Below are 13,561 nucleotides of genomic sequence, written 5' to 3' on the forward strand. Positions count from 1 at the left end.
ATACTATGAAAACACGTCAATCATTTGCGTTAGCGGCTTTGTCGTTAGCTATTTTAGCGGGCTGTAATAAAGCCCCAGAACAAAATAATATAAAATCCGAGGCTGTACAGAGTGAAGCTGCAGTGGTTAATGTAACTGCACCGATAGCCAATAAGATCCCTTTCGAAATGACTATTCATGGTGATACGCGCACCGATAATTACTATTGGATGCGTGACGATGCACGAAAAGATGCAGCTGTCATAGCACACCTTAATGCAGAAAATACCTATACTGATGCGATGCTAAAGCATACTAAAGCTTTACAAACTACTTTGTTTGAAGAGTTAAAAGGGCGCATTCAAAAAGATGATGACTCCGTGCCAACTAAAAGTGGCGATTATTATTATTCATCGCAAACGCGAGGGGATAATGAATACCCGACTTATGTTCGCAGTAGCGATGATAAGGGCACTGATCAACACGTTATATTAGATGTAAATGAGTTGGCAAAAGGCCATGACTATTTCGCGGCAACAGGTTTATCTGTCAGCCCAAATGGTCACTTATTAGCATATGGTGAAGACACGGTAAGTCGACGTATCTACTCTATTTTAGTGAAAGATTTAAAGACCGGTAAATTACTAGAAGATAAGCTCGAAGGGACCGATGGTGATATCGTCTGGGCGAATGATAATAAAACTTTTTATTACATTAAAAAAGACTTACAGACATTGTTAGGTTATCAGGTTTATCGCCATACCTTAGGTACGCCACAAGCACAAGATGAGTTAGTGTACGAAGAGACTAACACAAGTTATTACACTGGCCTTGGTAAGAGTAAAGACAAACAAGAAATTTATATTTGGCATGGCAGTACTAACGCTTCAGGTGTGTCGGTAATTGATGCTAATGACGTCAAGGCGCAGCCAAAGCGCTTAATTGAACGTGAAGAAAACCTAGAATATGATATTGCTAAACTCGGTGATACTTATTACATAGTCACGAACCTTAACGCAGTAAACTTTCAGCTAATGACGGTGGATAAAGATAAAGCGCACGACAAAGCGAATTGGCAAACACTGATCGCCGCGCGTGATGATATTAAGCTTGAAGGCATCGATTTGTTCACTGATCATTTAGTGTATAAAGAGCGTGAAATGGGGCAATCTCGTTTAACGATACGCAACTTAAAGTCGGGTGATGAACAGCAGCTGAGCTTTAATGACAGCAGTTATATGGTCAGAACATATGGTAATAATGAATTAGATAGCGAAAGCTTACGAGTATATTATGCCAGTATGACGACGCCTGGTTCATCGTATGATATCGATTTGAATAGCACAACGAAAACACTGTTAAAACAGCAACAAGTGATCGGTGATTTTAATGCCGATAATTATGCATCGGAGCGACTATTTATTACTGCGCGAGATGGCGTAAAAGTACCGGTGAGTTTAGTTTATCGCAAAGATAAATTCAAAAAAGATGGCACTAATCCATTGTTACAATATGGCTATGGGTCGTATGGGGTAACCATGGATCCAAGTTTTTCTAGTAGTCGTTTGAGTTTACTTGATCGAGGCTTTGTATTTGCTATCGCGCATATTCGTGGCTCGCAGATGCTTGGTCGTCCTTGGTATGAAGATGGCAAGCTACTCAATAAAAAGAATACTTTTAATGACTTTGTTGATGTAACCAAAGGCTTAGTTACCCAGCAGTATGGTGCGCAAGATAAAATATTCGCGATGGGCGGCAGTGCGGGCGGCTTATTAATGGGCGCCGTGGCAAACCAAGCACCAGAGCTTTATCAGGGGATGGTTGCGGCTGTGCCATTTGTTGATGTAGTGACCACTATGTTAGATGCGAGCTTACCATTAACAACCAACGAGTACGGCGAGTGGGGCAACCCAAATGACAAACTATATTATGATTATATGCTGTCTTACTCACCGTACGATCAAGTGAGTAAACAAGCGTATCCAAATATGTTGGTCACCACAGGTTTGCATGATTCTCAAGTGCAATATTTTGAACCAGCAAAATGGGTTGCAAAATTACGTGAGTTTAAAACCGATGATAATAAATTACTGTTTAAAATTGATATGGAAGCAGGCCATGGTGGCGCATCTGGGCGTTTTAAAAGCCTTCAAGATACAGCTCTAAATTATGCATTTATCTTAGATCTAGCTGGTATTAAAAAGTAATAACTGATTTTAGTGTTTTACAATTAAGGCGTGACTTAGGTTACGCCTTAATTTTTTGTCTAAATTAAGTGTTGTGGTTTTGCACACTTGCTCGAGCTTAGCAGTATCGACGACGCTGATTAAAATCTAGACATTAAGACTGAAAAAGGTCAGCATATAGGTATTAACGAAATAAGGAGATGGTAATGGAAGATAATCAACAGGTTGAACCAGTTATAACGAGTAAAGATGAGCGTATGTGGGCGATGTTATGTCATTTAAGCGCATTAGCCGGATTTATTATACCTATGGGTAGTATCATCGGTCCGCTGATTGTCTGGTTAATAAAAAAAGACGAAATGCCATTAGTGGCTGAACATGGGCGTAAATCGCTTAACTTTCAAATCACTATGTTCATAGCATATATAGTGTGTTTGATTTTGATGTTTGCAGTTATCGGGGTAATTCTATTACCTATAGTCGCTATTTTCTCGTTTATTATGGTGGTGATTGGCGCAATCAAAACTAATGACGGTAAAGAGTTTAATTACCCATTTAGCTTACAATTGATAAAATAAACCACTCTTCATTTTTATTAAACCCAGCAAATGCTGGGTTTTTTATATGCATTAATAAAGGCTTAGATGGCTTATTTAACTCTGTTCTTTACTGCGTTTATTTCGGCAACATTATTGCCAAGCTCATCAGAAGTGGTACTCACAGCAATGGTGACCAAAGGAGAATATTTACTTTGGTTGTTATGGCTCAGTGCCACAGTTGGTAACGTACTAGGTAGTTGCGTTAATTACTGGTTAGGCACGCAAGTCATACGTTTTAAGGATCGGAAATGGTTTCCCGTGTCACAGGCAAGTATCGATAAGGCTGCAGAGCGCTTTGAAAAGTATGGTGTTTATAGCCTGTTGTTGGCATGGCTACCAATTATTGGTGATCCGCTAACAGTTGTAGGAGGCATTTTTAAAGTGCGCTGGTGGACATTTTTATGGCTGGTTACCCTTGGCAAAGGCGCACGTTACTTGCTTGTACTAGCCTTTGCCGTTGGGCTGGATAAGTTGCTTTAAGCTTTACTCCAATCGAGTGTTAGCGATACTGAATCTGCAAAACGCAAAGCGTGAGGTTTATCAACTCGCACTTTTGCATAATTCACGCTGCTATGGCTATGGCAAACACTGAGTATTTCTGCCACTAGTTTTTCAAGCAATAAAAAGTGACCTTGTTCAACAATACTAATCACTTCTTTGGTGATCACTTTATAATTAAGTGCTTGTTCAACTTGATCCGTTTCACAGGCTTGCTCAGCAGGATAGTGAATTTCTAAATTGATCACTACATCCTGCTTTTTCTCACGTTCATCGGGATTAAAGCCAATAAAAGTGCGCAGCCGTAAGTTAGTTACATGGATAATTGCATTGGCCATAGGATCAGCCTTTTACAAGTTGTAAAAACTCATTGCGGGTTTTTGGATCGGCTCTGAAGTTACCTAGCATTACCGACGTACGCATACTTGAGTTTTGTTTTTCAACCCCACGCATCATCATACACATATGTTTTGCTTCCACTATTACACCAACGCCTTTAGCACCGGTGACTTCTTCAACCGCTTTAGCGATTTGATGAGTCAGTTGTTCTTGAATTTGAAAGCGGCGTGCAAACATATCAACAATACGCGCAAATTTCGATAAACCCAGCACTTTGCCGTTAGGAATATAAGCAATATGACAGCGCCCTACAAATGGTAATAAATGATGTTCACACATCGAATAAAGCTCTATATCTTGAATTAAAACCATGTCATCTGCATCAGAAGTAAATACCGCATTATTGGTAATTTCTTCTAATGTTTGACGATAGCCTTTGGTCAAATATTCCATCGCTTTGGCGGCGCGTTTTGGCGTGTCTAATAGGCCTTCACGTTGTGGATCTTCACCTACAGCAGTAATAATTTCGTGGTAACTATTTTTTAATTGATCGTGCATAAATTTCTCGATTAATCCGTTATTTTAAATGTCTGCCACCATCTACGGGTAAAGAACGTCCCGTGATGTAATGGCTGCTAAGCAATAAATCGACGCTGTTTATAATTTCGCGACAACCGGGCTCGATGCCCATTAATGATTTTTTAAGGGTTTTTTCTCGGTACTCATCGCTATCGTGATCATTAAAAATAATTAATGAAGGGGCGATAGCGTTCACTTTAATATTCGGGGCAAACTTAGCTGCAAATGATTTTGTCATATTTTCTAAGGCGGCTTTACTTGCGGCATATGCGATATGCTTTGGACTTCCTTTTTCAACAACATAATCAGTTAAATGAATGATATCAGCAGGGTGTTGCTGCTGTTGCTGGAAATTTAACAGTAACTCGCTAAGCGCTAAGTTAATTAAGTAAGGTGCTTTAGCATGGATCCGCATCATGTTATCAAATAGCGTACTGCTATCTGGATTATTCGCTTCGCAATCCCAACTCGAGGCATTGTGGATCACCGCCTTTAAGCTATTTGTGTGCAGCTTTAATTGACTGACAAACTCATTAATGCCCTTGTCAGTGCTAAAGTCTGCGTAAACACATACAGCACCATGGTCAGATAATTCATCAATAGCGGGATGGCGAGTTCGGTAAGTAATGATAATAGCTTGCCCTTGGGCTATAAAATGTTTTGCCAGTGCTAAACCAATACGTTGGCCGGCACCTGTTATTAAAATGGGCGATGTCATAACTAAATACAAATCCTTAGGTTTTTTAATGCGATGAGCTGGATTACCATGTGTTTACTAACAACTATAAACTAAATTACAGAACTATTTCATCTTTACTGCAAAGATATTGCACTCATATAACAATCTGTTTGTACGCCGTAACGAACAGTTGCGATCATTTGCTCTGCGATGATTGTCAGGCATAATAATAAAACTTCGATTTATGATCCGTAACTATGCAATCATCACCTAAACCGATCCATAAACTGCGTATGATCCCCTGGTTATTTATTGCTGGCGTGTATTGTTCATTAATTGCTTGGCAAGGCGCAAATGCCGCGCTACAAAGTGTTATCGCAGAGTTTAGCATTGCTGTGACTATGGCTTTTGGGTCTTTTGTTGCTGGTGGCACTGCACTTGGTGGTGGCGCAGTAGCATTTCCTGTGATGACTAAGTTACTGGCAATAGATCCTGTAACGGCAAAAGTATTCTCGTTAGCGATTCAAAGTTTTGGTATGAGTGCGGCCGCATTAACCATTATTTTTACCGGTATTCCATATTATCGCCAAGTGGTATTAATCGCAGCTCCTGCTGCGTTAGTTGGCGTATTACTAAGCCTTACTTTTATTGCCGATCAATTACCAAGACTGGTGGTTAAAGGAGTATTTAGCGTACTTTTAATATGCTTCGCATTAACTCTTTTATGGCGTATTTACAGCAGGGTGCAACATGTATGTAGTCAAACCGATATACACGTTAGTACATTTAAAGTTGCATTAGTTGCTGTTATTGGAGGAGTTGCATCTGGCTTAGTTGGTTCGGGAGCTGACATTGCTATTTTTGCGTTATTGATTATCGCCTGCAACGCTAATATTCAAAAAGCGACTGCAACCTCGGTGATTATCATGGCAATAACGTCTGTGGTGGCAAGCATTGCGAACGTATGGTTCTTCAATAGCTTAAGCAGCGAAATACAGTCGTATTTATTAGCGGCTATTCCAGTGGTTGTGGTCGGAGCACCGTTAGGGGCTTATGTTTGTGCTAAAGTGAAAAGCGGGCAATTAATCACATTTTTCTTATTGTTAATTGCCCTAGAAGTGTCATTTACGGTTTATGAGCTTATGAGCTTATGACAGCCTAAAGATCGTCGTAAATGGTTGGAATAGCTTGGCGTTTATGTTGAGTGCGTAGATAAATTGCGATGAGTTTTTCACTTACCTCGTCACTGACTTCTTTGCCTTCTAAAAAGTCATCAATTTGTTCATAGCTTAAACCAAGGGCTTCTTCATCAGTAAGGCCTGGGCGATCACACTCTAGGTCGGCGGTTGGGGCTTTATTAACGAGTAAATCGGGTGCACCTAACTGCTTGGCTAATGCGCGTACTTGGCGTTTTGATAAGCCAAATAATGGCGCTAAGTCGCATGCGCCATCACCAAATTTAGTATAAAAGCCAGTAATGTTCTCGGCGCTATGATCAGTACCAACAACGAGGCCTTGGCACAGTCCGGCAATTTCATATTGCGCGACCATGCGTTGGCGGGCTTTCACATTACCTTTGATAAAATCAATTTGTGCTTGTTCAGGCAGTGCATCACCGCAACCTACCACTGCAGCTAATGCTTGCTCATGCATGCCGTCTGCTGCGGGTTTAATATTCACTGTTAGGCGTTTATTTGGTTGAATAAAATCAACAGCCAATTGCGCTTCAGCTTCATCAGCTTGCACACCATACGGTAAGCGAACCGCAATAAATTGATACTTGTCGGTTTGTTGCTGCGCATTTAATTCGTTAACGGCGAGTTGGCATAAGCGACCACAGGTAGAGGAATCTACACCGCCACTAATCCCCAGCACTAAAGAGCGTGAATGTGCTGCCACTAAACGGTTTTTTATAAAGTTTACGCGGCGTGTGATCTCGTTGTTGACGTCTATATTTGGCTGGACTTTCATTTCTGCCACTATTTCAGCGCGCATGCTGAGCTCTCCTAATAATATTACTGGTTGTCATGGTTATACCAATTAGCTTAAAAGCATGATCTCTATTTAATGCAATTGGAATTATTATCTAATTCAAAGGGTTTAATTTAAAGCCCTAAATGTAGCTTAATTTTTTGTAATTCAGCTTTTAGCTCATCAATTTCAGCAAGTAACTCATTCAACTCGTCAGCTTTGAGTGCTGGCAATTCAGGTGGTTCTACTGCAACAGCACTTTGTGGATCAGCAAATAAATGGCTGTAACGGCTTTCACGTTTGCCGGGTTCTCGTGGGTGTTTAGTCACATGTTCGGCAGTCATCAAGGCATTTAATGCCGACTCAACTTCAGCAACATTATTAAACTCAGCGAGCCGATTACTGCGGGTTCTTAATTCACCAGGGGTTTGTGGGCCACGTAGCAGCATTAAACAAATAATAGCGCGCTGTTGCTCCGTTAACTGTAAATTACCAAATTCAGTATTGCAAAAGCGATGTGCGAACTTAGTTACGCGTCCAGATAACCCTTCGTCTAATGTAACTAACCGCTGGGAAACTAACGAGTCTAGCGCCTCTTGTACTTCAGTTTCGCTGAGCGTGAGCACTGGCTCTCGGTTCGATTTTTGATTGCACGCATTGGTCAATGCATTTAGTGACAGCGGGTAATGCTCTGGTGTGGTGCTTTGTTTTTCAAGTAGGCAGCCGATCACACGTTGTTCAATAGCAGTGAGTTGCATAATAAATCCTTCTTTTTGTTATGCCTTAGCTTACACCTTTATTGTTTGCCAAGCCATTGTTGCAGTTTCGGATTAAGCGCATCAAAATCGAGTGGTTTGGTTAGGTAATCAGTCATTCCTGCACTGAGGCATTTATCTCTATCGCCTTGCATAGCATTTGCGGTTAACGCAATAATAGTTACGTTTTTGTAGTATTCACCCGCATCCCCATTACGGATTGCCTTAGTTGCTTGGTAACCATCCATTTCTGGCATCTGGCAGTCCATTAACAATAGCTTGTATGGTTCTGTGGTTTTGCTTTTTAGTTTTTCAATAGCTTCCAGACCATTTTCAGCGATATCAAAATTAATGCCTGCTTGTTTTAGTAATGCACAGGCAACGACTTGATTTACTTTATTGTCTTCTACCAGCAGGATTTTGTCTTGATTTACAAAGTGTGTATTGTTGATTGCAATACTTGCTGGTAGTGCATTGTTATTTTGTTGTTGCTCGATAAATTTTTCATTCGCCAAAGAATCAAACAAGTCCGAAGGCGTTAGTGGTTTAAAAATCATGCAATCGGCTTCGATTGGCAAGTTTGCATGTGCTTCTTGTGAGAAACTCATTGGCGCCATAAGGATCAGTTTTACGTGATGCTCACTTAGGTAAATTTTCAATGCATTAATTGCAGCAGCGTCGGCTTGCTGAAAAAAGCTATAATCAAGCAGCACAGCATCAATCAATTCATCGCTCGAATTGAGATAATAACTCAAGGCTAGGTAGTTTTTGAGGATATGCGCACGCGCTCCCCACACGTTTAGCTGTTTTTGCGCAATTGAGCTATTTAACGGGCAAGTATCGACAATTAAAATATGTTTGTTTTTAATTAAATGACTCGGCAAGTCTTGTTCTTTACCCAGTAGCGGCTGTACTTTAATGGAAAAAGTAAAGGTACTGCCTTGGCCATAAACACTCGTGACATTGATTTCTCCATCCATCAAATTACACAGCTGCTTAACAATCGCCAGGCCCAAGCCTGTGCCGCCATATTGGCGAGTAGTTGAGGTATCGGCTTGAGTGAAAGAATCAAATAACGAAGCTTGTTTGTCGGCTTTAATACCAATACCGGTATCAATAATTGAGCAATCTAAAAAAGTCCCGTTAGTGGTATTTTTTAAGTTTGCGCTCACGATAATTTCACCATTATGAGTAAATTTAACGGCATTACCGAGTAAATTATTAATAATTTGGCGAAGCCTATTTGGGTCACTAACAATCTTATTTACATTAATTTTAGTGGCATCTAAAATCAGTTTAGTATTATGTTGCTCTACTTTAAGGGCAAATGACTCGACCACTTCACCGAGTAATTTCGGTAAATTAAAGGCAATCTCTTCGATATCTAATTTACCAGCTTCAATTTTTGAGAAATCCAGAATATCGTTAATTATATTAAGCAGCGATTGCGCTGATGATTGTGCTAATTCAATATGGTGCGTTTGCTGAGGATCTAACTTAGTTTGTTGCACAATATTAAGCATCCCGAGCACACCGTTCATGGGGGTGCGAATTTCGTGGCTCATGCTCGCTAAAAACTCACCTTTAGCGGTTACAGCTTGTTCCGCTGCTTCTTTTGCTGTGACTAATTGTTGCTCGGTTTCTATACGTTGCTCGCTAGAATATAAACTGCCAATTAAAGCGGCAACGGCAATTAAAAAGCTTTCTTCGTTACGCGACCATGCACGCGGATACTGACAATGCTCAGCACAAACAATACCAATCGCCCCGCTTCCAGTAGGAATAGATACACAAAGCATTGATTTTATATCGAAAGGAGCTAAATAGTGCGCTGTAAGCGGGGCTGTAAATTTATTGCTCAGTGCATTTGAGGCGCGGATCACAGCTTGATTATCAATCGCTGTAAAAAAATCATTTAACTCAGTTTGCTGCCATGCTGGTAACGCAGTGTTATTTGGGGTGTGTTTACCATGATGGGCAAATGATTGCAGTTGATCTCTTGCATCATTGAACAGCCATATACTGGCACGTTCAACATTAAATGCATCGCAAATTGATTGTGTAATGATATCTTTTGCTTGTTTTAAATTACCAGTTAGCACTGCGTTATTAACGGTAAGTGAGGCGAGTACCTCATTGTGCAAAGCAGTTTTACTGCTTTCTAATTCAATGCATTTACGGACGTTTATATCTTGTAAAGAGCCAAAAATCTTAATACAGCGGCCATTACGGATTTCTGCTTCACCATGCACTAACACCCATAAAGCATTACCTTTAGAATCGATGACTTCGAGCTCAACTTCGTAACTTTCACCATATTTAATCGCTCGCTCAACGAGCTTTTTTATCGTGTCACGGCTTTCGCCTTCTTTAAAGTAAGAAAAGTTCGTTGGCCAATCAGGTTGTTCGTCTAGCGGATATTTGAAAATGTTTTTGGTCATATCTGACCAATATACTTGTTGTGTTTCAAGGTTAAATGACCAAGCGCCAATTTTTGCAAGACTACTCATTGTCACTAGCATTTTTTCATTTCTTAGCTGGCGATTGAGCATTTTTAAGAATAATAAGAAAGCTAAAATTAGTAACCCGCAAATAGTAAATATTGCTAATCTCAGCGGCCAAATCGCAGAGTTCGGAGGTGCCCAACCAACTTTAGGAGTAACAAAAATTTCCCACTCGCCACCTTGAAAGGTTAAAGTAAATTCCAGAGGGTTACGCTCTAAAATATCCGCTTTACCACGGAAAAACTCTCCTTTTAGACCCAAGCCATTGCGTCCTTGGATGGCGACATCATAGTCTTCTTCTAGTTCGAAAATACCCGCTCTTTCATATATTTTGTCTATGTCGAGTACCACCGAGAGCAGTCCCCAAAAATGGTTGTCAGGGGGAAGGTAAACAGGGACTCGGGCAATTAATGCCTCACCACCTTGCACTAATGTAAGTGGGCCTGCCATAACTATTTCATTGTTATCACGCGCACGAATTGCATCTGCACGTTGTGCTTTGTTATCTAAAAAGTTTAGCCCTATGGCTTTTTCATTGCCTGCCAATGGGTAAGTCATGCGGATCACCATATTAGGTGCACCACCGATATTGCGTAATTCAGATAAGGTGTCGAATAATGGCGCGGCAATTTGGGCAAAACGTTGTTGATCTAAATTAGGCTCTGCAGCAACTGCAACAGCTAAACCACGCACCAATTGAATATTCGATACTAATGTTGATTCAAGTTGAGTACGGTAGCTACTTACTTCAGATAAAATTAATAGTCGATGAGATTCTTGGGCACGTTTATAACTGATCTGATCAAGCACTAAACTGATTAATAAAATAAAAACGAGCGAGCACCAAAATATCAGTTTAAATTTGTAGACTTGTTTGTGATCATCTGTTTTTAACAATGGCATTAGCGACTTGTGCTTTTATATTTGGCTGTTCAACTATAGTCAATTTATCACGGAAATAAAAATAGTCCGATCAATTGAGCTATTTGTTTTTTTATTTAAATTACCGCACTTTTTTCATAAAACTATGGTTATGATAGAGCTAATCAAGAGTAAAAGGACTGGTTCATGTTTAAAATTATCAAGTGGTTGGTGTTAGCAATCGTAATTTTAGGATTAGCTGCAACAGCAGTTATTTATGGTGTACTGTCAATTAGCTTACCGGCGCTTGATGGTAATGGGCGTAGTAACCACGTCAGCCAAGCGGTAAAAATCTCCCGAGACCAACTGGGTCAAGCAGTTATTTCAGCTGAGAACCGCCTTGATGCTGCGTATGGTTTAGGTTTCGCACATGGTCAAGACCGATTTTTTCAAATGGATTTGTTGCGCCGTAATGCTGCAGGTGAATTGAGTGAACTGTTTGGCAAAGCAGCATTAGGTTTGGATAAAAAAATGCGCTTCCACCAGTTACGAAAACGCAGCGCTGCGATTGTTGAGCAATTGCCTCAAGCAGATCAAGCATTATTAACAAGTTATGCCGCTGGCGTTAACGAAGGCTTAGCACAGGTAGGTTTTAGCAGTTTTGAATATTTACTAACAGGCGCTGAGCAAAAGCCTTGGCGCAGTGAAGACAGTTTGTTAGTGATTTACAGTATGTACTTAGATTTACAAACGGCGACCTTCGAACGTGACCAAGCGTTAATTCAAATTGCCGATATTTATGGCCCAGAAATGGTCAGTTTTTTAACTCAACCCAGTCAATATCAAGCGGCTTTAGATGGCAGCACACTCGCACCTTATAATTTAACTATTCCTGAATTTCCTAAGCAAACCTTACAAGCTTTACTCAGGATTGATGCAAATCAAGAACGTGGTAGTAATAACTGGGCGGTGACTGGGCAGTTAACTACCACAGGTGCTGGGATGCTGTCGGATGATATGCACTTGTCGATGGCGGTGCCGGTTATTTGGTATCGTGCGCAACTTAACTATGCAATGTCAGGAAAAGTGAGCCAAGTGACAGGGGTTTCCTTGCCTGGCGCACCAGCAATTGTGGTGGGAACTAATAACAATATTGCCTGGGGATTTACTAATGGTTACCTCGATACTGCCGATTGGGTAGCATTAACTGATAACAGTAAAACATGGCAAGAAGTTGAGCAAATAGCACTACCCGATGGGTCAATTGAAGAATATAAGCTGACATTGAGTGAGTATGGTCCAGTGCGAGAAATAAATGGCAAGCCTTATGCGCTTAGCTGGGTTGGCCATCAACCTTATGCAGTCGATATGGATTTATTGAAATTAGAACAAGCAACAACTGTCGATGACGCGCTGCTGATTGCCAGTGAAGTGGGTATTCCAGTACAAAACTTAATGGTGGTAGATAGCCAAGGCAATGCGGGTTGGAAAAATATGGGAGCCATTCCAGGGCGTATTAAGCCCAGTGAACTAGCTGTTCAGGAAAATGACTACTCAACACTTTGGCAGCATAATGAACAGCAAAGGCCGGAAGTTAAAAATCCTGTTGATGGCCGTTTATGGACTGGGAACTCTCGCGTTGTATCGGCTTTGGATGACCAGCGTTTTGGTAATGGTGGTTATGCCTTGGGAGCACGATCTAGTCAAATTCGTGATAGATTGTATGAAAAGCAACATTTTAATGAAGCTAATTTTAACCAGTTGCAGCATGATAATCAGGCGCGCTTTTTACAACCGTGGCATGGCTTATTGCTGCAACAGCTTAATAGAAATAGTTCGGCTAATCAGCAGTACATAAAAGAGTTAGAGAACTGGCAAGGTTGCGCCTGTGCAACGTCAATAGGCTACACGCTGGTTAGGCGTTATCGTGATGAAGTTATCAATAGTGTATTTACGGCTATGCAAGCAAATTTACAGGCTCAGGGCGGTTCATTAAAGTATGTTAAACGTGATTTAGAGCCGGCAATATGGCAGCTTATTGAACAGCAACCAGATAGCTGGTTAAATCCACAATTTGCTGATTGGGATGCACAATTAACTGATTCATTTAGTCAAGTTGTCAGTAATTTAAGTAAAGAGTTTGGCAGTAACTTAAAAGGTTGGCAGTGGGGGACAGTTAATGAATTGGTTATTGAGCATCCATTCGCACAGCAAATACCACAACTAAGTAAATTATTAAATATGCCGACAGCGCCAGGATTTGGCGACAGTTATATGCCAGCAGTGCAGGGGCGTAGTTTTGGTGCGTCACAGCGATTTATTGCTCAACCTGGGCATTTAGAAAACGCCATAATGGCCATTCCCGGTGGCCAGTCAGGTCATCCACTATCGCCATTTTATCGCGCAGGATTTGATGACTACGTAGCTGCAAAACCAACGCCGCTATTACCGCAAACACTAATGCATGAGATCACAATATTACCTGCAAATGAGCTTTAAATGAGTAAAGCCACCTTGTTTTGAGGTAGTGGCCGCTTGATTTCGGCCATTACTTTTACTCTTATAAAGTGCAATTAACCTAAGCTTTAGGTCGAAAACCGCTAAACCAGCG

Annotated in this window: 11 protein-coding genes; 5 read left to right on the forward strand and 6 right to left on the reverse strand. The window is 40.8% G+C overall.

All coding sequences use genetic code 11. The annotated features are described in order from the left end of the window. The first annotated feature begins 5 nt into the window (after positions 1-5). The 3 genes from H5187_RS02350 to H5187_RS02360 all read left to right on the forward strand — a co-directional run bounded on the left by H5187_RS02350 (position 6) and on the right by H5187_RS02360 (position 3,244). Positions 6-2,186, forward strand: a complete 2,181-nt coding sequence (locus tag H5187_RS02350) for a S9 family peptidase (protein ID WP_182717485.1) — start codon at positions 6-8, stop codon at positions 2,184-2,186. 185 nt (positions 2,187-2,371) lie between these two features. Next, positions 2,372-2,743 carry a DUF4870 domain-containing protein gene (locus H5187_RS02355; protein ID WP_145239994.1) on the forward strand — a complete coding sequence of 124 codons (372 nt, stop codon included), beginning with the start codon at positions 2,372-2,374 and terminating at the stop codon, positions 2,741-2,743. Positions 2,744-2,809: 66 nt separating this feature from the next. Then, positions 2,810-3,244 (forward strand): YqaA family protein, encoded by a 435-nt coding sequence (locus tag H5187_RS02360; protein WP_145239992.1) that lies wholly within the window; start codon positions 2,810-2,812, stop codon positions 3,242-3,244. Here H5187_RS02360 and folX read toward each other — a convergent pair. From folX to folM, 3 genes are read right to left on the reverse strand one after another with little or no spacing between them, the layout of a single operon-like run. Then, positions 3,241-3,600: a dihydroneopterin triphosphate 2'-epimerase gene (folX, locus tag H5187_RS02365; protein WP_145239990.1), complete on the reverse strand. Its 360-nt coding sequence runs from the start codon at positions 3,598-3,600 to the stop codon at positions 3,241-3,243. The genes H5187_RS02360 and folX overlap by 4 nt on opposite strands. 4 nt (positions 3,601-3,604) lie before the next feature. Next, positions 3,605-4,159 carry a GTP cyclohydrolase I FolE gene (gene folE / locus H5187_RS02370; RefSeq protein WP_145239988.1) on the reverse strand — a complete coding sequence of 185 codons (555 nt, stop codon included), beginning with the start codon at positions 4,157-4,159 and terminating at the stop codon, positions 3,605-3,607. A gap of 19 nt (positions 4,160-4,178) precedes the next feature. Further along, entirely contained in the window at positions 4,179-4,898 is a 720-nt protein-coding gene (gene folM / locus H5187_RS02375; RefSeq protein WP_182794324.1) for a dihydromonapterin reductase, read from the reverse strand. 218 nt (positions 4,899-5,116) lie between these two features. Between folM and H5187_RS02380 the strand changes: the two genes are divergently transcribed. Continuing rightward, positions 5,117-6,013, forward strand: coding sequence for a sulfite exporter TauE/SafE family protein (locus tag H5187_RS02380; RefSeq protein ID WP_182794323.1), 897 nt, complete (start codon positions 5,117-5,119; stop codon positions 6,011-6,013). Positions 6,014-6,017: 4 nt separating this feature from the next. Here H5187_RS02380 and nadE read toward each other — a convergent pair whose 3' ends face one another. From nadE to H5187_RS02395, 3 genes are all read right to left on the reverse strand, one after another. Continuing rightward, complete coding sequence (gene nadE / locus H5187_RS02385) at positions 6,018-6,854, reverse strand: ammonia-dependent NAD(+) synthetase (protein WP_149982194.1); 837 nt, start codon at positions 6,852-6,854, stop codon at positions 6,018-6,020. 110 nt (positions 6,855-6,964) lie between these two features. After that, entirely contained in the window at positions 6,965-7,588 is a 624-nt protein-coding gene (locus H5187_RS02390) for a YceH family protein (RefSeq protein WP_145239982.1), read from the reverse strand. A 38-nt stretch (positions 7,589-7,626) separates the two neighbouring features. Further along, entirely contained in the window at positions 7,627-10,992 is a 3,366-nt protein-coding gene (locus tag H5187_RS02395) for an ATP-binding protein (protein WP_182794322.1), read from the reverse strand. A 165-nt stretch (positions 10,993-11,157) separates the two neighbouring features. On the opposite strand from H5187_RS02395, the gene H5187_RS02400 reads away from it, so the two are divergent. Beyond that, on the forward strand, positions 11,158-13,449 hold the full coding sequence (locus H5187_RS02400; protein WP_182794321.1) for a penicillin acylase family protein: 2,292 nt from the start codon (positions 11,158-11,160) through the stop codon (positions 13,447-13,449). Positions 13,450-13,561: the final 112 nt, after the last annotated feature.

Source organism: Pseudoalteromonas sp. SG44-1, assembly GCF_014164315.1.
GTDB classification, from domain to species: Bacteria; Pseudomonadota; Gammaproteobacteria; order Enterobacterales; family Alteromonadaceae; genus Pseudoalteromonas; species Pseudoalteromonas rhizosphaerae.